This window comes from Rhodoferax sp. LS1P39 (genome assembly GCF_056521425.1).
On the sequence record NZ_JBWMAV010000003.1, the window covers coordinates 231,798 to 254,663 of the forward strand.

General features: G+C 63.6%; 19 protein-coding genes. 12 read left to right on the forward strand and 7 right to left on the reverse strand.

Annotation, left to right across the window (positions count from 1 at the left end):
* The first annotated feature begins 83 nt into the window (after nt 1–83).
* Nucleotides 84–1,604: an aldehyde dehydrogenase gene (gene adh / locus AC097O_RS08040; protein ID WP_315185986.1), complete on the forward strand. Its 1,521-nt coding sequence runs from the start codon at nt 84–86 to the stop codon at nt 1,602–1,604.
* Nucleotides 1,605–1,664: 60 nt separating this feature from the next.
* The gene (locus AC097O_RS08045; protein ID WP_479592292.1) at nt 1,665–2,036 is read left to right on the forward strand and encodes a DUF779 domain-containing protein; all 372 of its coding nucleotides are present in this window, start codon (nt 1,665–1,667) and stop codon (nt 2,034–2,036) included.
* Here the strand turns inward: AC097O_RS08045 and AC097O_RS08050 are convergent.
* Nucleotides 2,033–2,788: an ATP-binding cassette domain-containing protein gene (locus tag AC097O_RS08050; RefSeq protein WP_479592293.1), complete on the reverse strand. Its 756-nt coding sequence runs from the start codon at nt 2,786–2,788 to the stop codon at nt 2,033–2,035. The genes AC097O_RS08045 and AC097O_RS08050 overlap by 4 nt on opposite strands.
* Before the next feature lie 141 nt (nt 2,789–2,929).
* On the opposite strand from AC097O_RS08050, the gene AC097O_RS08055 reads away from it, so the two are divergent.
* The 6 genes from AC097O_RS08055 to AC097O_RS08080 all read left to right on the forward strand — a co-directional run bounded on the left by AC097O_RS08055 (nt 2,930) and on the right by AC097O_RS08080 (nt 10,406).
* On the forward strand, nt 2,930–4,132 hold the full coding sequence (locus tag AC097O_RS08055) for a type 1 periplasmic-binding domain-containing protein (protein ID WP_479592294.1): 1,203 nt from the start codon (nt 2,930–2,932) through the stop codon (nt 4,130–4,132).
* Entirely contained in the window at nt 4,114–4,926 is an 813-nt protein-coding gene (locus tag AC097O_RS08060) for an ABC transporter permease (RefSeq protein WP_479592295.1), read from the forward strand. The genes AC097O_RS08055 and AC097O_RS08060 overlap by 19 nt, the downstream gene beginning before the upstream one ends.
* Nucleotides 4,927–4,937: 11 nt before the next feature.
* Nucleotides 4,938–7,049, forward strand: coding sequence for a 4Fe-4S binding protein (locus AC097O_RS08065; RefSeq protein WP_479592296.1), 2,112 nt, complete (start codon nt 4,938–4,940; stop codon nt 7,047–7,049).
* Nucleotides 7,046–8,020: an FAD:protein FMN transferase gene (locus AC097O_RS08070; protein WP_479589200.1), complete on the forward strand. Its 975-nt coding sequence runs from the start codon at nt 7,046–7,048 to the stop codon at nt 8,018–8,020. Before AC097O_RS08065 ends, AC097O_RS08070 begins: the two co-directional genes overlap by 4 nt.
* 286 nt (nt 8,021–8,306) lie before the next feature.
* Entirely contained in the window at nt 8,307–10,001 is a 1,695-nt protein-coding gene (locus AC097O_RS08075) for a PQQ-dependent methanol/ethanol family dehydrogenase (protein WP_479592399.1), read from the forward strand.
* A 72-nt stretch (nt 10,002–10,073) separates the two neighbouring features.
* Complete coding sequence (locus tag AC097O_RS08080) at nt 10,074–10,406, forward strand: c-type cytochrome (protein ID WP_479592297.1); 333 nt, start codon at nt 10,074–10,076, stop codon at nt 10,404–10,406.
* Between the two features lie 80 nt (nt 10,407–10,486).
* On the opposite strand, the gene AC097O_RS08085 is transcribed toward AC097O_RS08080, so the two are convergent.
* Entirely contained in the window at nt 10,487–12,526 is a 2,040-nt protein-coding gene (locus tag AC097O_RS08085; RefSeq protein ID WP_479592298.1) for a sigma-54-dependent Fis family transcriptional regulator, read from the reverse strand.
* Between the two features lie 287 nt (nt 12,527–12,813).
* On the opposite strand from AC097O_RS08085, the gene pedF reads away from it, so the two are divergent.
* From pedF to AC097O_RS08105, 4 genes are all read left to right on the forward strand, one after another.
* Entirely contained in the window at nt 12,814–13,302 is a 489-nt protein-coding gene (gene pedF, locus AC097O_RS08090; protein ID WP_479592299.1) for a cytochrome c-550 PedF, read from the forward strand.
* Nucleotides 13,303–13,344: 42 nt separating this feature from the next.
* Nucleotides 13,345–14,232, forward strand: coding sequence for a substrate-binding periplasmic protein (locus tag AC097O_RS08095; protein ID WP_479592300.1), 888 nt, complete (start codon nt 13,345–13,347; stop codon nt 14,230–14,232).
* 114 nt (nt 14,233–14,346) lie between these two features.
* Nucleotides 14,347–15,318: a beta-propeller fold lactonase family protein gene (locus AC097O_RS08100; RefSeq protein WP_479592301.1), complete on the forward strand. Its 972-nt coding sequence runs from the start codon at nt 14,347–14,349 to the stop codon at nt 15,316–15,318.
* 156 nt (nt 15,319–15,474) lie between these two features.
* Nucleotides 15,475–16,881 (forward strand): MBL fold metallo-hydrolase RNA specificity domain-containing protein, encoded by a 1,407-nt coding sequence (locus AC097O_RS08105; RefSeq protein WP_479592302.1) that lies wholly within the window; start codon nt 15,475–15,477, stop codon nt 16,879–16,881.
* A 9-nt stretch (nt 16,882–16,890) separates the two neighbouring features.
* Here the strand turns inward: AC097O_RS08105 and AC097O_RS08110 are convergent, their stop codons facing one another.
* From AC097O_RS08110 to AC097O_RS08130, 5 genes are all read right to left on the reverse strand, one after another.
* Nucleotides 16,891–17,277, reverse strand: a complete 387-nt coding sequence (locus tag AC097O_RS08110; protein ID WP_479592303.1) for a VOC family protein — start codon at nt 17,275–17,277, stop codon at nt 16,891–16,893.
* A 71-nt stretch (nt 17,278–17,348) separates the two neighbouring features.
* The gene (locus AC097O_RS08115; RefSeq protein WP_479592304.1) at nt 17,349–17,681 is read right to left on the reverse strand and encodes a thioredoxin family protein; all 333 of its coding nucleotides are present in this window, start codon (nt 17,679–17,681) and stop codon (nt 17,349–17,351) included.
* A gap of 132 nt (nt 17,682–17,813) precedes the next feature.
* Nucleotides 17,814–20,315: a hypothetical protein gene (locus AC097O_RS08120; protein ID WP_479592305.1), complete on the reverse strand. Its 2,502-nt coding sequence runs from the start codon at nt 20,313–20,315 to the stop codon at nt 17,814–17,816.
* 88 nt (nt 20,316–20,403) lie between these two features.
* The gene (locus AC097O_RS08125; RefSeq protein WP_479592306.1) at nt 20,404–22,149 is read right to left on the reverse strand and encodes a hybrid sensor histidine kinase/response regulator; all 1,746 of its coding nucleotides are present in this window, start codon (nt 22,147–22,149) and stop codon (nt 20,404–20,406) included.
* Nucleotides 22,146–22,802, reverse strand: coding sequence for a response regulator transcription factor (locus AC097O_RS08130; protein ID WP_479589091.1), 657 nt, complete (start codon nt 22,800–22,802; stop codon nt 22,146–22,148). Before AC097O_RS08130 ends, AC097O_RS08125 begins: the two co-directional genes overlap by 4 nt.
* Nucleotides 22,803–22,866: the final 64 nt, after the last annotated feature.

The window sequence follows — 22,866 nt, forward strand, 5'->3', positions numbered from 1 at the left end:
GGGCCAGTTGGCACAGGATGTGAGAAGGAATAGGCACCCGCAAGGGAAACGTTCCCATCCCATCAGATTTCAAGGAGACAAACTTGCTCTACGCCCTGCCCGGTACCGCTGGTGCCAAAGTCGCTTACAAAGCGCAATACGACAACTTTATTGGCGGCAAGTGGGTTGCGCCAACCAAGGGTGAATACTTCGCCGTCGTGACCCCGGTCACGGGCAAGTCCTACACCATGGTGGCCCGCTCGACTGCCGAAGATGTGGAACTGGCCCTGGATGCTGCCCACGCCGCAGCCGATGCCTGGGGCCGTACCCCTGCCGCAGACCGCGCCAACATTCTGCTCAAGATTGCCGACCGCATGGAAGCCAATCTGGAAATGCTGGCTTACGCCGAAACCGTGGACAACGGCAAACCCATCCGCGAAACCCTGAACGCCGATATTCCGCTGGCCATCGACCACTTCCGCTACTTTGCGGGCTGCCTGCGCTCGCAAGAAGGCGCACTGAGCAACATCGACGAAAACACCGTGGCCTACCACTTCCAGGAGCCCCTGGGTGTTGTCGGCCAGATCATCCCCTGGAACTTCCCCATCCTGATGGCCGCCTGGAAGCTGGCACCGGCCATTGGCGCGGGTAACTGCGTGGTGCTCAAGCCCGCAGAGTCCACCCCCATCAGCATGCTGCTGGTGGCCGAGCTGATTGGCGACCTGCTGCCACCCGGTGTGCTCAACATCGTCAATGGCTATGGCCGTGAAGCCGGCATGCCGCTGGCCACCAGCAAGCGCATCGCCAAGATTGCCTTCACCGGCTCTACCACCACGGGCCGGGTGATTGCCCAGGCGGCGGCCAACAACCTGATCCCCGCCACGCTGGAGCTGGGCGGCAAGTCGCCCAATGTGTTCTTTGCCGACATCATGGACAAGGACGACGGCTTCCTGGACAAGGCCATCGAAGGCATGGTGCTGTTTGCGTTCAACCAGGGCGAAGTCTGCACCTGCCCATCCCGCGCGCTGATCCAGGAATCCATCTACGACAAGTTCATGGAGCGCGTGCTCAAGCGTGTGGCCGCCATCGTGCAGGGCAGCCCGCTGGACACCGACACCATGATGGGCGCGCAGGCTTCCAAAGAGCAGATGACCAAAATCCTGTCTTACCTCGACCTGGGCAAGCAGGAGGGTGCAGAGGTTTTAATCGGTGGCGCGCAGGCGCACCTGGGCGGCGATCTGGCGGGTGGCTACTACGTGCAGCCCACGCTGTTCAAGGGCCACAACAAGATGCGCATTTTTCAGGAGGAAATTTTCGGGCCGGTACTGGCTGTCACCACGTTCAAAGACGAAGCGGAAGCCCTGGAAATCGCCAACGACACGCTCTATGGTCTGGGTGCCGGTGTGTGGAGTCGTAACGGCAATGTGGCTTACCGCATGGGTCGCGCCATCAAGGCAGGTCGCGTATGGACTAACTGCTACCACGCGTACCCTGCACATGCTGCATTCGGTGGTTACAAGGAATCTGGCATCGGCCGTGAAACCCACAAAGTGATGCTCGACCACTACCAGCAAACCAAGAACCTGCTGGTCAGCTACAGCGAGCAAAAGCTCGGCTTCTTCTGATTCTGAAGTTGGTTTAAAAACAAGGGGCCGTCAACGGCCCCTTTTTACCTGGAGCGCACTATGGTTGAAAAAGTGATTGCCACCCCGGCTGCCCTGGAGCTGGTGGAGTTCTTGAAGACAAAGCACGGGGCCATGATGTTCCACCAGTCGGGTGGTTGTTGCGACAACAGCGCCGCCAATTGCTACCTGCCCGGCGAGATCACCATGGGGGCGGGCGACGTGTACCTGGGCGATATCGGTGGCTGCCCGTTCTACATTGGCCTGGCGCAGTATGCGTACTGGAAGCACACCCAACTGATCATCGACGTGATTGAAGGCCATGGCGGCACCTTCTCGCTCGAAGGCCCGGAAGGCAAGGCTTTCCACACCCGCTCGCGCGTTTTTACCGAGGCGGAAATGCAGGAGCTGTTTGGGGAATCCGGCACCGCTTAAAGCCCTGGGCAAAGCTGCAAAAAGGCCTGCTCCAGATTGCGCGCCTGCGTCTGTACCACCAAGTCTTTGGGCGGCCCGTCAAACACTACCGCGCCCTGGTTCAGCACGACCACCTGGTCGGCCTGCTGGAGTTCATCCACCAGGTGCGTGGCCCACAGAATGGCCACACCTTCGGCGCGTGCCAAATGCACGACTGCGGCCATCAACGCCTGCCGGGAGGCCGGGTCCAGGCCCACGGTGGCCTCGTCCATCAGCAGCAGCAGGGGCTTGTGCAGCAGCGCCCGAATCAGCTCCACCTTGCGTCGGCTACCGCCCGATAGCGCGCGTGCTGCTGTTTTGGCCTGGGCTTGCAGGCCATGGCGTTCCAGACCCTCCTGGATTCTGAGTAGCGCCGTTTTGCGGGGAATGCCATGCAGGTCGGTGTGGAAGAGCAGATTGGCCTGCACGCTCAGGTCCAGGTCGAGTGACGACTGCTGGAACACCATGCCCAAGCAGGCGAGGGCGCGGGTGGCATGGGTCTGCATATTGTGTCCAAGGATGGACAACTGGCCGCTGTCGGCCACAAAGAGCCCGCTCAGTATCTGCAGCAGCGTGGATTTACCCGCGCCATTGGGCCCCAGCAGCGCGACGAACTGCCCCGGTCGCAGACACAGATGGATGGACTCCAAAGCCCGCTTGGAGCCATAGGACTTGGAGATATCGCACGCCAGCAAAACCGGCGGTGTATCGGGGGCACAGGGTGGTGTGGACATGGCATGGGGTCTGCAGTTGGGGGCAAGCGTCACCCCTTTGCAAAGCAAGTGTTGTTCCACGGCGGGCTTTCCCGAGGTGGCATTTATCTTGCGGTTACCAGCCTGCATGTCACATTCTGTGACGCTAAAAAAGAGAAGCCGATGGAGACAAAAACTTGCGCGAAGCGCAGTCTGGCGCGGGCTGCCGTGGGGCTGTCGCTGCTGGCTTGCCAATGGGTGGGCGCAGCGCCCTGGACTGTGGCTGTGGTGGGGCTGGATGACGACGCACGCTACCAAGCCCGCCAACTGGAGCGCGCCTACCCTGACCATCCGGCTGGCCGCCCAAGCGATGCTGCCCGGGTGGCGCTGGAGGAGTCCGAGCCGGAGCTGGAAGCGGTGGGCCAGCGCGTGCAAATCAAAACCTTCATGGCCAGCAACGCAGCCGATTTGCCGCGCGTGATGGCCCAGCTCAAGGCCGCCAAGATCCAGCATGTGCTGCTGGACCTGCCCGACGCAGAGCTGCAGCAGATCGCCAGTACCGCCACCAACGGTCCCGACGCGCCCATCCTGTTCAACATCGGCTCAAGCTCGGATGCCTTGCGCGGTGCCTCCTGCGCGCTGGCGATGCTGCACACATATCCCAGTCGGCAAATGCTCAGCGATGCCCTGGTGCAGTACCTTGCCGCCCGGTCCTGGACGCAGGCACTGGTGCTGTATGGCCAGCAGCCGCAAGACAAGTTGCAGCTGGATGCCTTTGTGCGTTCGGCCAAGCGCTATGGTTTGCGGGTCAACAAGACGGCGCAGTTCAAAGTGTCGGGTGATCCACGCGAGCGCGACCTGAGCAATACGCGTCTGCTCACCAACGACAAGGGCTTTGATGTGGTGGTGGTGCTGGACAGCCAGGGCGAGTTTGCCCGCGCGCTGCCCTACGCCACGCAATGGCCGCGGCCCGTGGTGGGCTCCAACGGGCTGACCGCCATGGCCTGGCATCCGCAGTGGGAGCGCAATGGCGGGCCGCAACTGTCGCGGCGCTTTTCGCGGCTTGCGCACCGGCCCATGGCGGCGCAGGACTGGGCGGCCTGGATAGCGGTCAAGTCCATCGTGGCCGTGCTGACCGAACAGCCCAAGGCCACGGTGGCAGAGCAGCTCAAGCTGCTGCGCGGTGGGCAGATGTTTGTGGATGGCTACAAGGGCCCTCGCCTGTCGTTCCGGCCCTGGGACGGGCAGTTGCGCCAGCCCCTCTTTTTGGCCCATGCCGATGGTGTTGCAGGGATTGCGCCTTTCGACGGCGTACTGCACCCCACCGAAGTGCTGGACACCCTGGGTGTGGACCAGAAGGAGAGCGCATGCAGCAAACGTCTTTGATTCCCCACCTGGGGCGGGCCCTGCGCGCCGTGGTGGGGCGGGAACTGCTGAAGTTCTTGCGCCAGCCCGCACGGTTGGCATCGTCCCTGGTGCGGCCACTGCTGTGGTTCGTGGTGTTCTCGGCCGGCTTCCACAACGTGTTTGGCATTGCCATCATTCCGCCGTACGAGACCTACATCGAATACAAGGTCTACATGCTGCCCGGCCTGCTTGGCATGATCGCATTGTTCAACGGCATGCAGAGCTCGCTGTCCATGGTGTACGACCGCGAGATGGGGGTCATGCGCCTGCTGCTCACGGCACCACTGGCACGCGGGTGGCTGCTGGCTTTCAAGCTGGGTGCGGCGACGGTGCTTTCGCTGTTGCAGATGTTGGTCTTTCTGGTGATCGCCTGGGCCTTCGGGGTGGAATCGGATGGCTGGGCCTGGCTCTGGGCCCTGCCGACCATGGCCCTGGGGGCAGCGATGCTGGCTGCGCTGGGGTTGATGCTGTCGGTGTATGTCAAGCAGTTGGAGAACTTTGCCGGGGCGATGAACTTCGTGATCTTTCCCATGTTCTTCATCAGCTCGGCCCTGTACCCGCTGTGGAAGCTGCAGGAGTCGGGGGCCTTGTGGCTGTTTGAGCTGGCGCAGTTCAACCCCTTCACCCATGTGGTGGAGCTGGTCCGCTTTGCCTTGCAGGGCCAGTTCAAGGGTAATTCGCTGGCGGTGGTGGCGGTGTGCGGTGTGGTTTTTTTTGCCCTGGCCTTGCGCGGCTACGACCCGCAGCGCGGCTGGATCCGGCAGCGTGGTTAGGGGCTACTGACATGAAGCTATTCGCGTTTTTATGGCTGCTGTTGGGGCTGAACTTTGCGCAGGCGGGCACGATGGACCGCGCCGCCATGCAAAAGGCTTTTCCGCCACCGCTCATCGTGGGCGAGAAAGACCGCGACCTGCCGGTATGGCCGATCTATAAGCAGGCCGCCACCAGCACGCCCATCGTGGCCTATGCTTTTGAGTCGCTCGACCTGGTGGCGATTCCGGGTTTCTCGGGTACGCCCTTCAACCTGCTGGTAGCGCTGGACACCGACGGCAAGTTCATGGATGTCAAAGTGCTGTCGCAGCACGAGCCGGTGTTTCTGGACGGGCTGGGCGAGAAGCCGCTGTTCAAGTTTGTTGAGCAGTACACCCAGTTGTCCGTCAAGCACAGTATCAAGATCGGCTCCAACCAGAGCGGTGCCGACAGGGCCACCAGCGCCAATGTGTATATCGATGGCGTAGCCAAAGCCACCGCGTCGGTGCGCATACTCAACCAAAGTCTGCTGGCGGCATCGCTCAAGGTGGCACGGGCCAAATTGGGTTATGGCGCAGGCAAAGACCCCGAGCTGATTGCCCGCATCCGCCCCGATGTTTTCACCGCCATGGACTGGGATGGCCTGCTGCGGGCCGGGCTGCTCACACGGCACGTCTTTCGCAACAGCGATGTCGAAAAAGCCTTCCAGGGCACGGTCGGTGAAGGGCTGGACCCCGAGGCCCTGGCCGCGCCGGATCAGAGTTTGCAGGAGCTGTACTTTGCCTATCTGGACGTGCCATCGGTGGGACGCAATCTGCTGGGTGCGGCAGACTGGGAGTACCTGCAAAAGCGCCTCGACCCCGGCGACCATGCCTTGCTGGTGGTGGGCACGGGCCGGTATCCGGTGCTGGGCGATAACTTCATGCGCGGCACCGTGCCCGACCGTTTGACCCTGGGCCAGCAGGGCTTGCCGCTGGAAATGCGCGATATGGACCTGGATACCCGGCTGCGGCTGCCTGAGTCCTTGGCGGGAGCGCAAGTGAATGTGTTCCGGGTCATCGCACCGGCAGGCCTGGACCCCGCAGCACCGCTGGACTTTGCCTTGCTGGTCACGCGCAGCAAGGGCCAGATCTATCCTGAGGTGGTGCGCAAACCCTTTGCCTTCAGCGCCCAGTTGCCGGGCCGGTATGTCGAGACCGCGGCAACCGATGCCAAGACCTGGCACAGCAGCTGGACCGGGCGTTGGCCAGAGCTGGGTGTGTTGCTGCTGGGCCTGGGCGTGTTGGCGTGGGCATTGCGCAAGCCGGAGTGGCTGGGTGCCAGCCAGCGGCGGTTGGATCTGTTTCGCACCGGCTATTTGCTGTTTACGCTGTGCTTCATCGGCTGGTATGCCCAGGGGCAGTTGTCGGTGGTGAACTTCGTGGCCCTCATCCAGGCCACGCTGGCCCAGCAGAGTCTGGTGTTCTTTTTGTACGACCCGATGACCGTGGTGCTGTGGGCGTTTACCGCGGTGACCTTCTTTGTGTGGGGGCGGGGCACTTTTTGTGGCTGGTTGTGCCCGTTTGGCGCACTGCAGGAACTGGTCAGCAAGCTGAGCCAACGGCTTGGCATCCGGCAGGTGCGCGTCTCTACGCAACTGGATGCGCGCTTGAAGTGGGTCAAGTACTTCATCCTCGCAGGCATCCTGTTGTCGGCCTGTCTGTCCGTCACCTGGAGCGACAGGCTGGTGGAAGTAGAGCCCTTCAAGACCAGCATCACCCTGAACTTTGTACGTGCCTGGCCGTTCGTGCTGTGGGCGGTGTGCACCGTCGGCCTGAGTGCCTTTTTCTACAAAGGCTACTGCCGCTACCTCTGCCCCTTGGGCGCGGGCATGTCGGTGCTGGGCCGGTTGCGGCAGTTCGACTGGATCAAGCGCCGCACAGAATGTGGCCAGCCCTGCCAACGCTGCCGCAGCGACTGCGCCTACCAGGCCATCGACAAGGCTGGAAAGGTGGACTACGGCGAGTGCTTCCAGTGCATGGACTGCGTGGTGGTCTATGAGAGCGAAGAGCTTTGTGTGCCGGTATTCAACAGCAAGCGCAAGGCCGCCAGCCAGCCGGTGATTCCCATCGTTGCGCTCTCAGCCGCCACGGAACACACACCATGAAGCGCCGCTCCTTTATCCAGACGGCCATCGGCCTGTGCGGTGCGGGCTTGGCCCAGGCGGAGCCACTGCAATGGCATGCGCGCACGCTGACAGGCCTGGGAACCACCATGGCGATCCGCGTGGGCCACGCGGATGCCGCGCTGGCCGAGCGCGCACTGGATGCAGCGCGCGACACCATCCGGCATGTGGAAGACCAGATGAGTTTGTTTCGGCCCGACAGCGCGATCTGCGAGCTCAACCGCACGGGTCACCTGCGCCATCCCCACCCCGATCTGGTCGCAATATTGCAAACGGCCCAGGCCATATCGGCCCGAAGCCGTGGCGCATTCGATGTGACGGTGCAGCCGCTGTGGGCGGTGTTCCAGGCGGCCAGCAGCCAGGGGCGGCTACCGACACCGGATGCCGTGCGGGCCGCAAAGAGCCTTGCCAACTGGAAGCTGCTGGAAGTCTCCGAAGAGGCCATCGCACTGGGGCGCAAGGGGATGGGTATCACCCTCAACGGCATTGCACAGGGCTATGCGGCAGACCTGGTGGCGAAGCGCCTGCGGGCGCTGGGCATCCGGCATGCGTTGATCGACACCGGGGAATGGGCGGCGATGGGAGCACCCGCGCCCGAGCGGCCCTGGACGCTGGGCGTGGCCGATCCGCGCGATGCGCAGGCGGTGCTGGCGCGCGTCGCCATGGATGGCCGCTGCGTGGCGACATCGGCCGACAACCAGTGCAGCTTCAGCCCCGACTTTCAACACCACCATATCTTCGATCCATCCACCGGCTATTCACCTACCGGCCTGTCGTGCGTGAGCGTGGTGGCACCCAGCTGCGTGCTGGCCGATGCCTTGACCAAGGTGATGTTTGTCGCGGGCTTCCATCGGGCCTTGCAACTGGCCAAGGTCTGGAATGTGGATGTGCTGGTGGTGGATAAAAAAGGCGTGTGGCAGGCCACTGCGGGCATCACGCTGCTACCCGCTTGAGCAAGCGTGCTCCGTGCAGTGACTCATATTGGAACAGTGTTGCAGCGTGCAGCAGGGCGACTGAACCCGCATTGAACACAAGCTGCCATCGGCCCGGTTTTCCACCGCATACAGGCCCGAAAACCCCTCCTATCCACTGGCATACATATTGCGCAAACAGCTTGCGGTTGATGGCTTTGCGCTCTGCAAAGCGGGAACCGATGCCACTGCCCTCGAAGAGGCAGTGTTTCGCGCCAGCAAATAAACAGGAGACACGATTGTGAAAAGAAAACTTCTCGGCTACCTCATGGTGGCGGCAGGCACGCAGGTGTCAGCGCAGGTCACCGATGCCATGATTGCGGGTGATGCCACGCATCCGGAGTCCGTACTGAGCTGGGGCATGGGTACCCAGGGTCAACGGTTTTCACCCTTGACGACCATCAACACCAGCAACGTCAAACGCCTGGCTCCCGTGTGGTCCATGTCCTTTGGCGGTGAGAAGCAACGGGGCCAGGAATCGCAGCCGCTGATCTACAAAGGCAAGATGTTTGTCACGGCCTCGTACTCGCGCATTTTTGCAATCGATGTGAAGACCGGTGAGAAGCTGTGGAAGTACGAGCACCGTCTGCCCGAAGGCATCATGCCTTGCTGCGATGTGGTCAACCGTGGCGCTGCGCTGTTTGACAACCTGGTCATCTTCGGCACGCTGGATGCCCAACTGGTGGCCCTGGACCAGAACACCGGCAAGGTGGTGTGGCGCGAAAAGATCGACGACTATTCTGCGGGCTACAGCTATACCGCCGCACCGCTGATTGCCGAAGGGCTGCTGCTGACCGGCGTGTCCGGTGGTGAATTCGGTGTGGTGGGCCGCGTCGAAGCCCGCGACCCCAAGACCGGAAAAATGGTCTGGAGCCGCCCCATGGTCGAAGGCCATATGGGCACCCTGAACGGCAAGGACAACGGCATCACCGGTACCACCAATGCCACCTGGCCCGGTGAAACCTGGAAGACCGGCGGAGCCGCCACCTGGCTGGGCGGCACCTATGACGCGAAGACCGGCCTGGCCTATTTCGGCACCGGCAACCCCGGCCCCTGGAACAGCCATGTGCGCAAGGGCGACAACCTGTATTCCGCGTCCACCGTGGCGATCGAGGTGAAAACCGGCAAGATCGTCTGGCACTACCAGGGCACACCCAACGATGCCTGGGATTTTGACGGCGTGAACGAGTTTGTGACCTTCGACATGGACGGTAAACGCGTGGGCGGCAAGGCTGACCGCAATGGCTTTTTCTATGTGATCGATGCCACTGCCGGTACGCTGCTCAACGCCTTTCCCTTCGTGAAGAAGACCACCTGGGCCACCAGCATCGACCTCAAAACCGGTCGACCCAATTTTGATCCCGCCAACCGCCCAGGGGACCCGACGGCAGAAGGCGGCGATGGAAAGAAGGGCAGTTCGGTGTTCGCCGCACCGGGTTTCCTCGGCGGCAAGAACCAGATGCCCATGGCCTACAGCCCCAAAACCAAGCTGTTCTACGTGCCCACCAATGAGTGGGGTATGGATATCTGGAACGAGCCTATCAGCTACAAGAAGGGTGGCGCGTACCTGGGCGCGGGCTTCACCATCAAGCCCTTGTTCGAGGACCATATCGGCTCGCTGCGCGCCATTGACCCCAAGACTGGCAATGTGGCCTGGGAAGTCAAGAACAGCGCACCGCTGTGGGGTGGTGTGTTGACCACCGCTGGTGACCTGGTGTTCTGGGGCACGCCCGAAGGCTACCTCAAAGCCGCCGATGCACGGACCGGCAAGCTGCTCTGGCAGTTCCAGACCGGCTCGGGTGTGGTGGCACCTCCGATCACCTGGAAAGACGGCACCGACCAGTACGTGAGTGTGGTGTCGGGCTGGGGTGGTGCGGTGCCGCTGTGGGGTGGTGAAGTGGCCAAGAAGGTCAACTTCCTGGAACAAGGCGGTTCGGTCTGGACCTTCAAGCTGCCCAAATAACCTGGCCCTACCGTTCTGGCCGTCAGCCTATAGGCCCGGCCAGAACCCGGCTTTTTTTGATTGAATTGATGTATGAAAATCCTCGCGACCTCCCTATTGCTGGCCCTGGGCGCAGCCCATGCGGCCCAGCCCTTGAGCCAGGCAGATGCCAAGTCGGCGCTGGAGCTGGCCAAGAGCAGCGGCTGCTTTAGCTGCCACTCTGCGGCAGAAAAAGTGCTGGGTCCGTCCTATGCCAGCGTGGCGGCCAAGTACGCTGATGACAAGGACGCGGTGGCATCGCTGGTGCAATCCATCCAGTACGGCTCCAAAGGCAAGTGGGGCCGCATTCCGATGCCTCCGCATGCCTCGCTGGGCAAGGACGATCTCAACCTGATCTCTCGCTGGGTTCTCACTGGGGGCAAATAGGCCGGGCTGGAGCCCGGCTCTTGCCCTAACTTTCATGGACTCGGATGCAGAGCACACCGAGCCATGGAAGTTACTTCACGTCAATCCCAGATGTCGTCCGGCAAGAGCGCTTTCTTGCGGTAGATCGTGTTGCGAGACACACCCAGCAATTTGGCCGCCACCGACACATTGCCCCGGGTCGAGCGCAGTGCCTGGGCCATGGCTTCCAGCGCCACGCTCTCCAGGTTGTGGTTCTCCCGGGCCGGGGCGGGTGTGGGCACCGAGCCCGCCGGGGTTTCCACCCGGATCTCGACGGGGGGCTGCGCCGCTTCGGTCGGTCGAGAACCCACGTAGTTCAACTCGTCCAGAAACTCCTCGGGCAGGTGGCCCACCAGCAGCTCCTCCGAGTCGCCCGCCATGACCACCGCCGTGCGCAGCACGTTGAACAGCTGGCGGAAGTTGCCCGGCCAGGCGTACTGGCGCAGCATGGACATCACTTCCTTGGAGATGCCCATGGGTACCGGAGCCTGGCTCACGCTGGCCAGAATTTTGCGCGCCACCACCTCCAGGTCTTGCCGTTCGCGCAAGGCCGGTAAGCGCACCACCAGGCCGTTGAGGCGGTAGTACAGGTCTTCGCGGAACTCACCGCGGGCAATCATTTCCTTGAGGTTCTTATTGGTGGCGCAGATGACGGCCACGTCCACCTCCACCTCTTTGCCTGCACCCAGGGGGCTGACTTTGCGCTCTTGCAGCACCCGCAGCAGCCGGGCCTGGAGGTGCTTGGGCATATCGCCAATTTCATCCAGGAACAAGGTGCCTTCATGGGCAAACTGCACCTTGCCGATGGCACCCTTGCGCTTGGCCCCGGTGAACGCGCCTTCTTCGTAGCCAAACAGTTCGGACTCGATCAGGGTCTCGGGAATCGAGGCGCAGTTGACCGACACAAAGTGGTGGTTGGCCCGGGGCGAGTCGTTGTGGATGGCCTGGGCCAGCAGGTCCTTGCCGGTGCCGGTTTCGCCCAGAATCATGATCGGGATGTCGCGCCCGCGCACCAGCTGCAGCTTCTCGATCACCGCTGCAATCTGCGTGTCGCCCGTGTCCAGGTAGCGCAGGCTGGACAGCGAAGCCTTTTGCTGCGCCCGCAAATCGCTGTTGGACGTCTTGCTATCCGCTTTGGGCGCGGCATCGGAACGCACGATGTCTGCACCCGAGAAATTGACGGTTTCAAACGCCCGAGATGCCTTGTGTTCTGCGCGGCAGCAGATGGTCACCCCGTTGTGCAGGCACAGCGAAATCACATTGCCTTTGGCGGTGCGCACGCGGTCGTGGAACTGCGAGGTGGAGATGCGAAACAGCGAGTAGAAAGTGTGCGCCGCCAGGGCCCCGCTGGACATACCAAACTGGAACTGCGCGCTGCGGTTGGCGGTGATGAAACGCCCGTCCGGTGCAAACACCGCAATGCCTTCCATCAGCGTGCCCAGGAACTCGGCACGGGTATGGAAACGCACCATGATCTCGGTGTGGAACACATCCGCGAACATGTGGTTCTCGATCATCTGCGCGGACATGCGCGCCAGAGCCATGGTGTGCTGGTGGTAGCTGCGGTGGTCGCCGGTCACGTCGAGTGCACCAATCACTTTGCCGTAGGGATCGAATATCGGTGTGCACGAGCAGGTCAGGAAACGGTTGGCCTCCAGATAGTGCTGGCTGCCGTGGACCACGATGGGTTTTTCCTCGGCCAGTGCGGTGCCGATGGCATTGGTGCCCTTGCCTTTTTCAGACCAGTCCACGCCCGGCTGCAAGGCGATTTGCGAGGCTTTTTCCAGAAAGTCTGCATCGCCCAGCGAATGCAGAATCATGCCGCTGCGCGCGGTGAGCAGCACCATGCTGTGGGTGTTGGCGATTTGCTCGTAGAGCGTTTCCATCACCGGTGCCGCATGCTGGTAGAGAAAGCGGTTCTCTTCCAGCGCCTGGTTCATCAGGCCGCGTGCCGCCCGCGAAAGATCGGGGCGGTCATGCTCTTCCAGGCCATAGTCTCGTGAGCGCTGCCGGGACGAACCGATCAACTCGGAATACGGCGGGCTGTCCCCATGGACACCGCCTGCGGCATCGGGTTCCGCTGAAAAACTTTTTTCGATCATGTTGTCTCCGGGTGGCTCTTCTTGCCAACGCCAGTTGTCGTTCTCGGGGCAATCTGTGTTGCATATCACCGTGAACCTGGCATCGGCGGCGCCGCTGTGGGGGTTGTCAGCCATGTATTTTGCTCCGTTTTGTTACAGCGCCCATAGCAACGCAAGATGCCCGCCAGCCACAGAACACCGCGGTGCTGCAAATTGGCACAGATGCCGCAAATAGGGCCCGCTTGGCACTGGCGCGGTATTTGCTGACTGGCACACCATCGTCAACACAATATCGAGGCAAACAGCAAATGAAATCTTTCCTGCAACGTGGTGGAACCTGGGCGGCCGCCAGCCTGGCCCTGTGCTTGTCATTGGGGAGTGTGCCGGCCATGGCGCACGGTGACGTAGTGCCGCAATCGGTCGATACCAGCACTCTGCCGCAACTGGGTAGCCAATGGCGGGAAAGCAACCCGTACTCCACCGGCGACGGCCACAAAGAGGCGCTGCGCATTGGCTCTTCCGCCTACAACCAGAACTGTGCGCGCTGCCACGGACTGGAGGCCATCTCCGGGGGCATCTCGCCCGACCTGCGCAAGATCGATGCGGACTGCATGGGCCTGGCCGATGCGGCCAAGAAGCAAGCCTGTTTCAAGGAGATGGACGACTTCTATGTCTCCACGGTTCGCCGGGGCCGCACCCGCGACGGGCGGGTCTACATGCCGCCGTTCGAGGGCATCCTGACGCAGGAAGCCATCTGGGCCATCAAGACCTATCTGGAAACCCGCCGCGAGCCCTGACACCGGCGCATCTGCAGATCGATAAAACAACCGGAGACACCCTTGACACATCTGCCCACGCTCGCACCCGGCCCTCTGCTGTCGCGAAGAAAAATGCTGTGTACCCTGCCCCTGCTGCTGGGGGCTGCGCCCCAGGCCTGGTCGCAGGAACCCACGGCCATGGAGAAAATCAGGGCCCGTGGCAGCTTGAAGGTCGCCCTCTACAAAGACAACGCGCCCTACTCCGACGGAGCCGCCTCGGGCATGTCCGGGCTGGACGTGGGCCTGGCCCAGGCCCTGGCCCGGCAGATGCAGCTCAACGCCGCGCTGCTGCCTTTCGACTCCGGCGAAAACATGAACGACGACCTGCGCAACATGGTCTGGCGCGGCCACTACCTGGGCTACGGCCCGGCCGATGTGATGCTGCATGTGCCGGTGGACAAACACTTCATGTCAGAGAACCGGCAGGCCTTCATCTTCGGACCCTATGCGCGCGAACACCTGGTGGTGCTGCACAACCCCCAGCGGCTGCCCCAGGTGTACAACCCGGAAGACCTGGTCGGCCAGAAGATCGCGGTGGAGCAGGGCAGTGGTGCCGCCAGCGCCCTGATGGGCTACAAGGGCGGCTTGCTGCGCAAGCAGGCATCGCTCTACAAGACCGGGCTGGTCGCGGCGCAGGCGGTGCTGGAGCAGCAATCAGACGTGGCATTTGTGTCGCTGGCGCAGGCCGAGGCCGCCATTTTTGCTGCCAAACGGGAGCGGCAGGACTGGGCTTTCTCCAAGCTGGTGCTGCCGGGTATTCCCCCCAACGGCTGGCCGCTGGGCATGGCCGTCAAGGCGGGCAACAAAGAGCTGGCCGTGGCGCTGGACGAGGCGCTGGATGCGCTGCGCAAACAGGGTGAACTGCTGGCACTGTTCCAGTCGCGCGGCCTGACCCTGGCGGCACCCTGAACACCTCTGCACTGCCACTGTTGCAGCCTGGAGCACACCGCACCGGCGTTGGCCGGGCTGCGCCAAAAAGTGACAACCGGGCTTTCTAGAAAAAAAAGATATGGAGATGAGCAAATGAAAACACTATTGAAAACCGGCTGGTCCCTGTGCCTGGCGGCCTGCCTGTCCAGCCTGAGCCTGCAGGCCGCCGCCGATATTTTTGTCAGCAGCGAAAAAGACAACCAGATCCTGCAAATGGACCCGGAGGGCAAGCCCATGCGCACCATCGGCACCTGCCTGCGGCCCCGGCACATGGCCTGGGCGCAGGGCGGGCTGCTGATCATGGTGGTGTGTGGCGACAGCAACCAGATCGGCGTGGTCGATGTGCAGGCGGGCAAGCAGATCGACACCATCCCCACGGGCGATAGCCCGGAAATATTCTCCCTGTCGCCCGACGGCAAAACAGCCTACGTTTCCATCGAAGACGACAACCTGATGGCCGCCTACGACACGGCCAGCAAGAAGCCGCTGTTCACCGTCAAGACCGGCACCGAGCCCGAGGGCGTGCTGGCGTCTGCCGACGGCAAGTTTGTCTACGTCACCTCGGAAGGGGCCAACACCGTCTACGCCATCGACGTGGCCACGCGCAAGATTGCAGGCCAGGTGAAGGTGGGCATGCGGCCCCGGCGCTTTGCGCTGAATCCCGATGGCAGCGAGCTGTGGGTGACCAACGAGCTGGGAGCCAGCGTCAGCATCATCGATACGCGCGCCATGAAGGTCAAACAGACCTTGTCCTTTGCGATACCAGGCATGCGCGCAGCCGACATCACCCCCGTCGGCCTGCTGATGACGGCCGATGGCAAAACCGCGTGGGTGGCCCTGGGGCGCGCCAACCACGTGGCCGAGGTGGATGTGGCCACCCGCACCGTGCGCCGTGTGGTGCTGGTGGGCAAGCGGGCCTGGGGCGTGGCCTTGAGCAAGGACAACGCGCGCCTGTATGTGGCCAACGGCCTGTCGGACGACATGACCATCATCAACACCGAGAACGGCAAGGCCCTGAAGACGGTGGCGGTGGGGCGGGTGCCGCACACCATCCTGGCGAATTGAGGGCGGGGCGGGCCCGGAGATTTATAAAAAATAGGCTTCTCGTGCTTATTCCATCAGCGTGAGAAGCTACGTTTTACATAGCGTTAGCTTGTTTGACCAAGGTCAAGTCGGCTGCCGAGGGTGGGTCCATACTGGGTGCCACTCTAGGAGACGCGTATGAAGCTCACATTCATCGGTGCCGCGCAAGAAGTCACCGGTTCCTGCTTTCTGGTGGAGACCGACACGCTGCGTTTTCTGGTCGACTGCGGCATGTTCCAGGGCGGCAGCGAAGCCCGCGCGCGCAACCTCCAGGCCTGGACTTTCGACCCGCGCCAGATTGACTTTGTGCTGCTCACCCATGCCCACATCGACCACAGCGGGCTGCTGCCCCGGCTGTGCGCGCTGGGCTTCCGGGGGCCCATCGTCACCACCGCCGCCACCGCAGATTTGCTGTCGGTGATGCTGCTCGACAGCGCGCATATCCAGGAAACCGACTGGGCGCGAGCACAGCGCAAGAACCACCGGCAGCGCAAGCGGGCCGGCGCACCCGCGCCGCTGTACACCGTGGCGCAGGCGCAGGCCTGTCTGGAGCAGCTGGAAGCTGTGGACTACGACAAAGACATCCGGCCGTGTTCCAGCCTGCGCTGCCGCTTTCGCGATGCCGGCCACATTCTGGGATCGGCCAGCCTGGAAGTCTGGGTGACCGAAGGCGGAGGCAAGAAAACCACCAAGCTGGTTTTCTCGGGCGACCTGGGGCAGCCGGGTCGGCCCATCGTGCGCGATGCCACGCCCATCGCCAGCGCCGACGTCTTGGTGGTCGAGTCCACCTACGGCGACCGCCTGCACCGGCAGATGCACGACACGGTGGACGAGCTGGTGGAGGTCATCGAGGGCACCGTCGACCGACGCAAGGGCAACATCATCATTCCGGCCTTCGCCCTGGGGCGCACCCAGGAAGTGCTGTGGCTGCTGGCCGACCTGTGCCGACAAGGCCGACTGCCCCGGCTGACCGTGTACGTCGATTCCCCCATGGCCACCAAGGCCACCGAAATCACCTGGCGGCACAAGGAGCTGCTGGACGACGAAACCCGCGCCTACCTGCTGCCCCACGACACCTTGCGCCAATGGATAGACCTGCACTTCACCCCTACCGTGGAAGAGTCGGTGGCGCTGAACCAGATACGCTCTGGGGCCGTCATCATTTCGGCCAGCGGCATGTGCGATGCAGGCCGCATCAAACACCACCTGAGCCACAACCTCGGGCGGCCCGAATGCGCCATCGTCATCATCGGCTTCCAGGCCGCGGGCACGCTGGGCCGCAAGCTGGTGGACGGCATCAAGCGGGTGCGCATCTTCGGTGAGGAGCATGTGGTGCGGGCGCAGATCCACACCATCGGCGGGCTGTCGGCCCATGCCGACCAGGCGGCCCTGCTGGGCTGGCTGCGCGGCTTCAAGCGCCCACCCCGGCGCACTTTCGTGGTCCATGGCGAGGCCAAGACGGCCCGCGGATTTGCCGACCTCATCGCCACCACCCGGGGCTGGACCACGGAGGCACCGGCACCGGGCACGCAAATAGAGCTCTAAAAACGCGTTCTATGGCTGGCGCGCGTAGCTGGCGGTCAGCATCTCCCACTGGTGCCCGTCGGGCTGGTTCCAGTACACGTTGCGACCCCCAAACTGGTGGTTGACCTGCATGTCCATGCTGCCGCGCACCGTGCTGCGGTAGGCCAGGCCCTTGGCCTGGATGCGCGCCAGGATGGTGTCGAAATCAGCCTCGGTGACGCGAAAGCAGAAGTGGTAGATGGGGAATGCTTCGTCGGTGTCGATGAAGTCCAGCGTCAGCCCATCGTTCAGGTAGAGCGGCGCAAACGGCCCCATGCCGCTGGGGGCCCAGGGCACGTCCAGCAGTTCCGCCAGCAACCGGGCGGCGGCGACCTTGTCGCGGCTGGGAACAATGGTGTGGTCGAGCTGGATGGACATGGTTTTTCTCCTGCCCCAAAAATATAGGTGTTTTAGGCCGCTAGCGCTACTCGGATAAGCGTGAGCAGCTCTTATTTAGATAGCGAATGGGGGAGTGCCTGCAGCGCCTCGGCAATCGGCTGCGCCTGCATGGGCCGCACCAGCCGCGCCACTTCGCGCCCGTCCTGCAAAAACACCAGCGTCGGCCACAGCTTCACGCGGAACGACCGGCCCAGCGGGCGGCCCGGGCCATCGGCGATCTTCAGGTGCCGCGCCTCGGGCCGCGCGGCCAGCGCCTGCTCAATGCCCGGACGGGCCGCCGCACAGATGCCGCAGTAGTCATCGCCAAACTCCAGCACCAGCGGGCCAGGGGTGGAGTCGATGGCGGCGCGGGTGGGGGCTTCCTGCAAGTAGGCGTGGGGCATGGGGCATCCATCAAATTAATAGTAAAAAACAGGAGCGCCTCGTGCCTATCTAATAAGCACGGGAGGCCATTTTGGCACTTAAAAAATGGCCTGAAAACCTAAAATGTTGCCTGGGACTGCCCATGGGTGCCGTCACGGTGCTGCCGGTGCGCGGTACAGATTTAGATAAATTTCTAAGCCGTTGTCGGTGTCCGCTGTCCACGCCGCCATGGCGTTGCCTTGGGGGCTCATGGCTAGCTGGGCCTGGCCCCGGCCCGGCCCGGAGGGCGTGGTCAGATCGGTAAGCCAGGTGGCAGTTTCCCAGCCGGTAGCCACCCCGTAACGTTGGGCCCGGATGTTCTGGTAGGGGCCTGTTGCCAGTAGCAGCAAGGCGTTGCCCTGGCTGTCCAGGGATAACTGCGGTTCGCCGATACCGATGTCCGATGTTTCAGGATCCAGCAACTGCGCGGTGCCCCAGATACCGGCGGCGTAGGCGCGGGTCCATAACGCCAGCACATTGTTGAGGTCACTCAGCCACACCACCATGGCATCGCCATTGGTTTGCATGGCGATCTGGGGAATGACCAGTTGGGCGTCGTAGCTGCTTTCGATTTGTTCTGCCGTGCCCCAACTGCCGCCATGGCTGTGGTTGGCGTACAGGGTGCTGATGTTGTTGGTAGTCTGCGTCCACACCGCCATGGCGTTGCCGTGGGCATCGGCCGCGATCTTTGGTATGCCACCATAGGTCGTGCTGATGCTGTTGCTGATGGGGGTGGCGGTGCCCCAGCCGCTGCTGGCACTGTAGTAGCGGCTCCAGGGGATGTTGTCATCGGACACCCACACCGCGTAGGCATCGCCATTGGCGCTCACGGCCAGGTTCGCGCTTTGGTGCGTGTCGGCAATCGCCGTGGCGTTGCCCCAGCCGGTGCTGGCGGTAAACCCATTGCTCCAGATGCGACCTCCGGTGCTGGTCCATAGTGCCGTGGCATGGCCGCTGGCATCAAAAGCAACGCGGGGGCTGTGGGGGGAGTCAGTGCGGTTGCTACCTACCTCGGTCGCTGTGCCCCAGCCACTGCCTGCGCTGTAGTAGTTGCTGAAGATGCGTTTGACGTTGGAAGATTGGCCGTTCACAGTGATGGTGTCGCTCTGTTCCCAGACCACCAGAGCGTTGCCACTGCCGTCCATGGCGATCTGCTGCCTTTGGGTTGTGCCGCTGCCGGTGTCGATTTGAAATGCTATGCCCCAGCCACTGAGCGGGTTGTAGCGAATGGCCCAAAGGTGGTAGTTCCCGCCGCTCGTTTGTTGCTGCATCCACACTGCCATTCCATGTCCGCTGGCATCCATGGCCACCCGCGGTCCGATGGCGGTGAAGCTGTTGGTGACCACCGGCAACACCCCCTGCCAGTTCCTTGTACCGTTGATGACATCGGCGCAGATCACCACCGTCGTCGTCACCCCCGCCTGCGCGCTGCCGCTGCCGTTTTGCACGCTGCAACTCTGCCCGCTGGGCTGGGTGAGCACCGTCACGCTGTACGGTTGGCCGGTGGCCAGCAGGGTGGCGAACCGGAAGCTGCCGTTGGTGGCCAGGGCCAGGTTGTCGCCCCCGTTGTTTTGCAGTACCAGGCCGCTGCCGGACAGCCCGCTCAGCGTGCCGCCGATGGCCAGGCTGGTGGGTGGGGGAGGGCTGGAGGCGATCTGGGTGGTGATGAAGATTTCCCGGTTCATACGCACGGTGCGGCCATTGCGGGTGCACTCGCCCCGTAGGCCGAAGATCTGCCTGCCGTTGTCCAGGGCGGTCATGGCCAAGTCGATACTGGCGCTGCCGGTGGCGCTTAGGGTCGGTGCTTTGCCACCGGTAACCAGGCCCACACTCTGCTGGGCAATGGTGACGGGGTTGCCCCACTGGCCGTAGAGGTGGTCGCTCCGCGTCAAAATGAAGCTGGCGTTGGTGCAGTCTGCTGGTACATACAAGCCCAGCCTAAAGCGCAGCAGCGCGGCCTGGTTCAGGGTGTAGTTGCTGTCGCCGTAGATGCCGCCTGCAGACACCAGGGCCGCCGTCGGGGTGGCGCTGACAGTGGGGTTGATATTCGGCGAGACGCAGCGGGATGGGAACCGGATCGGGTCATGGCTCGGGTCATTCGGGTTGGTGCCACAGTTTGTACTTGGGTATGCCCATGAAAAGCCCCTGCGCACAAACTCGGCCATGCCGCCGCTGTAGGTAAAGGCGGTGTCGTTCCAGTTGTCGTCTGCGCTGGCCATGAAGAGCTTGTGGTCGGCAGAACCCATGGGCAGGCGGATGGTGATGGGCGTGTTGAAGTGGATGCCGTGCGGGGTGAACGCATACACCGGCCCCAGGGGCGGGTAGCCTTCCAGCGCGGGCGGGGCTCCGGCGCTGCTGCGGGCTATGCCGATGGCCGTGTTGGCATCCAGCGCCCCGGGGGGAATGACGACCTGCGCCCCGTCTGGCCCGGTGACGGTGCCGCCCTCGGCACCGACAATTTGGGTGACTGCGCCGCTGGGGTCGGGCGCGCTGCTGGTCTCACCGCCACCACCACCGCAGGCCACCAGCAAGGCGCAGGCGGCCAGCAGTGCGGCCCAAAAATTCCAGAATCCGCGTGGGTGGTGGTGCGGGCGAGCCGGTGAAGGGTGGGACATGGCGATCTCCGTGGGTGGTACGTAGAGCCAAGGATAGGAATGCCGCACCTCTGTCAACAGTGCCAAAAGTCATGCCCGGGGGCCTGTTTCATCCTCTGTTTTGGGGATAGGCGAGGTCGGCCAAATTTTGTAAAAGCACCTCGGCGGATACCGGTTTGAACAGCACTGGCAGGCCCGAGTCGGCCACGCGCTGGAGCCGGTCGGGGGCGGTTTCGCCGGTCACCATCAGCAGTGGGAGTTGGGCGTCGAAGCGCTGGCGCAGGCGCAGCCCTACGGCCAGCCCATCCACCCCATCGGCCAGGCGGTAATCGCATACCAGCACCTGTACCGGCTGCAGCGCCAGCGCGGCCTGCGCCTGGGCTTCATTGCGCGCCACCCGCAGCGCCACGCCGTGGCTGGCCAGCAGCGCGGCCATGGCTTCGCCGATGTCGGCCTCGTCGTCCACCAGCAGCACCTGCTGCGGCAAGGCCCGCGCGATGGGCAGCTTGCGAGGCGTGGGCGCAAACCTGGGGGGCTGCACCTGGGGCAGCACCACCCGAAAGCGGCTGCCATGGCCTGGGCGCGAATGCAGGTGCACCGGGTGCTGCAGCAGCGCAGACAGGCGGCGCACGATGGACAGGCCCAGCCCCAGGCCCTGGCTGCGGTCGCGGCCCGGATTGTTGACCTGGTAGAACTCTTCAAAGATGTGTTCCTGCTGCGCGGGCGCGATGCCGATGCCGGTGTCGATCACCTCGATCCACACCTGCGCACCCTGGCTGCGGGCGCGCAGCAGTACCCCGCCCTGGTGGGTGTATTTGAGGGCGTTGTCCAGCAGGTTGCCCAGCAGGCGCTGCAGCAGGGCGGGGTCGGTGTGCACCCACAGCGGGCTGGCGCGCAGCCGCAACTGCAGCCCCTTGTCGTCGGCCAATGCGGCCACCTGCGGCTGCAGGGCCTGCAGCAGGGGGGTCAGCGGGGTGTCTTGCAGCACCGGTGCCACCACCCCGGCATCCAGGCGTGAGATGTCGAGCATGCCGTCCAGCGAGCTGCCCAGCAGGGTGACGGCATGCATCAGCCGCTGGGCGTGGGGCTGGCCGGGCTGGCCCTGCAGTTCTTTTTCCAGCACTGCGCCAAACAGGGCAATGGCGTGCAGCGGCTGGCGCAGGTCGTGGCTGGCGGCCGCCAGGAAGCGGGATTTCTCGGCGCTCAGGCGTTCGCCCACCTCGATCTGCCGTGCCAGTTGCTCGGCCAGGGCTTCTTTTTCAAAGCGGGCCAGCAAGGCGCGGGTGAGCAGCAGGTGCTGTTGGCGCGCAAAGTACAGGCAGGTCAGCAGGTACATGCAGGTGCAGCCCGCCAGAAAGCTGTAGATGGCCGTGCCCCGCCAGGCCAGTGCCGACACCAGGCCCAGCGCCATGGGCAGCAGCAAACAGGGCATGCTGGCCCACAGCGGGGCCACGGCGGCGATGCAGGAGTTCGTCAAGCCCATCATCAGCAGCATCAGCAAGACCGTCATGGGCAGGTTGTCGGCGGGCAGCAGCAGCCAGGGTGCCAGGCCCCATACGCTGCCGTAGAGCAGCAGCCCCAGGCACTGCCGCCGGGCCCAGAAAGCGCTGCGTTGGCGCGCCTGCGGGTCGCGGTGGTAGGCCCACAGCAGCGGATAGCGCAGGTTTTGCAGCAAGTGCAGCCCCAGCCAGGCCCACACCAGTGGGTTGCGCAGTTGCCAGTAAAAAACGGCCCCGGTGGCCCAGGCCAGCACGATGTCGGTCGAAAAGGCCATTCCGGTGTTGGCGTACAGCAGGGCCACCTGTTCGCGCAGCACGCGCTGGGCGATGTCCGGGGCGGGCTGGGCCGGGGTCATCGCAACTGGCTGATCAGCTGGGCCCGGGAGCGCACCTCAAACAGCAGCAACAGGGCCGAGACGTGGTTTTTCACCGTGCCCTCGCCCAGGCGCGCCTGCTCTGCGATTTGCTGGTTGGACAGGCCGGCCAGCACCCAGTCGAGTATCTGGGCCTGGCGCACGCTCAACTGCAGTGGTTCGCCGCCCGCTTTGCAGACCACGCGGGTGGCCGTGCCGGGCAAGCTGGAGGGCGCGCGGGTGTCGTTGGCGTGCTCCAGGCTGCGCAGGTACTGCACCACGTGGTGCAAGTCGCCGGATTTGGTCAGGTAGGCACTGGCACCCTGGGCCAGCGCCTCGCGCTGCAGCGCCGGATCGCTGTCGCCCGACACCACCACCACCCGCGCGGTAGGGAAGCGCTCCCTAAAGCTGCGCAGACCCGACAGGCCATGCGCGTCGGGTAGGTGCAGGTCCATCAGCACCAGGCCGATCAGCGCCTGCTGCGCCGCATACAGCGCCAGAGCCTCGGCCAGGCTGGCGGCCTCGAACACCGCCACGCTGCGGCCCCCGGCGGCGGCAAACGACTGGATCAGGCTGCGCAAGCCCAGCCGCACCAGGCCATGGTCGTCCACCACCAGCATGCCGGTGGGGCGGTTGGATGCGGTGGCGGCTTCCATGGTGCAGGCATCTTAGGCCGGCACCGTGCGGGAGGGAAGTGACTAAAGGCACCCCTCCGATACC

What these genes read in the sequence shown, in the direction of transcription:
- AC097O_RS08045 (WP_479592292.1), top strand. Translation starts at nt 1,665, where the DNA reads ATGGTTGAAAAAGTGATTGCCACCCCGGCTGCCCTGGAGCTGGTGGAG.
- AC097O_RS08050 (WP_479592293.1), bottom strand. Translation starts at nt 2,788, where the DNA reads ATGTCCACACCACCCTGTGCCCCCGATACACCGCCGGTTTTGCTGGCG.
- AC097O_RS08055 (WP_479592294.1), top strand. Translation starts at nt 2,930, where the DNA reads ATGGAGACAAAAACTTGCGCGAAGCGCAGTCTGGCGCGGGCTGCCGTG.
- AC097O_RS08060 (WP_479592295.1), top strand. Translation starts at nt 4,114, where the DNA reads ATGCAGCAAACGTCTTTGATTCCCCACCTGGGGCGGGCCCTGCGCGCC.
- AC097O_RS08065 (WP_479592296.1), top strand. Translation starts at nt 4,938, where the DNA reads ATGAAGCTATTCGCGTTTTTATGGCTGCTGTTGGGGCTGAACTTTGCG.
- AC097O_RS08070 (WP_479589200.1), top strand. Translation starts at nt 7,046, where the DNA reads ATGAAGCGCCGCTCCTTTATCCAGACGGCCATCGGCCTGTGCGGTGCG.
- AC097O_RS08075 (WP_479592399.1), top strand. Translation starts at nt 8,307, where the DNA reads ATGGTGGCGGCAGGCACGCAGGTGTCAGCGCAGGTCACCGATGCCATG.
- AC097O_RS08080 (WP_479592297.1), top strand. Translation starts at nt 10,074, where the DNA reads ATGAAAATCCTCGCGACCTCCCTATTGCTGGCCCTGGGCGCAGCCCAT.
- AC097O_RS08085 (WP_479592298.1), bottom strand. Translation starts at nt 12,526, where the DNA reads ATGATCGAAAAAAGTTTTTCAGCGGAACCCGATGCCGCAGGCGGTGTC.
- pedF (WP_479592299.1), top strand. Translation starts at nt 12,814, where the DNA reads ATGAAATCTTTCCTGCAACGTGGTGGAACCTGGGCGGCCGCCAGCCTG.
- AC097O_RS08100 (WP_479592301.1), top strand. Translation starts at nt 14,347, where the DNA reads ATGAAAACACTATTGAAAACCGGCTGGTCCCTGTGCCTGGCGGCCTGC.
- AC097O_RS08105 (WP_479592302.1), top strand. Translation starts at nt 15,475, where the DNA reads ATGAAGCTCACATTCATCGGTGCCGCGCAAGAAGTCACCGGTTCCTGC.
- AC097O_RS08110 (WP_479592303.1), bottom strand. Translation starts at nt 17,277, where the DNA reads ATGTCCATCCAGCTCGACCACACCATTGTTCCCAGCCGCGACAAGGTC.
- AC097O_RS08115 (WP_479592304.1), bottom strand. Translation starts at nt 17,681, where the DNA reads ATGCCCCACGCCTACTTGCAGGAAGCCCCCACCCGCGCCGCCATCGAC.
- AC097O_RS08120 (WP_479592305.1), bottom strand. Translation starts at nt 20,315, where the DNA reads ATGTCCCACCCTTCACCGGCTCGCCCGCACCACCACCCACGCGGATTC.
- AC097O_RS08125 (WP_479592306.1), bottom strand. Translation starts at nt 22,149, where the DNA reads ATGACCCCGGCCCAGCCCGCCCCGGACATCGCCCAGCGCGTGCTGCGC.
- AC097O_RS08130 (WP_479589091.1), bottom strand. Translation starts at nt 22,802, where the DNA reads ATGGAAGCCGCCACCGCATCCAACCGCCCCACCGGCATGCTGGTGGTG.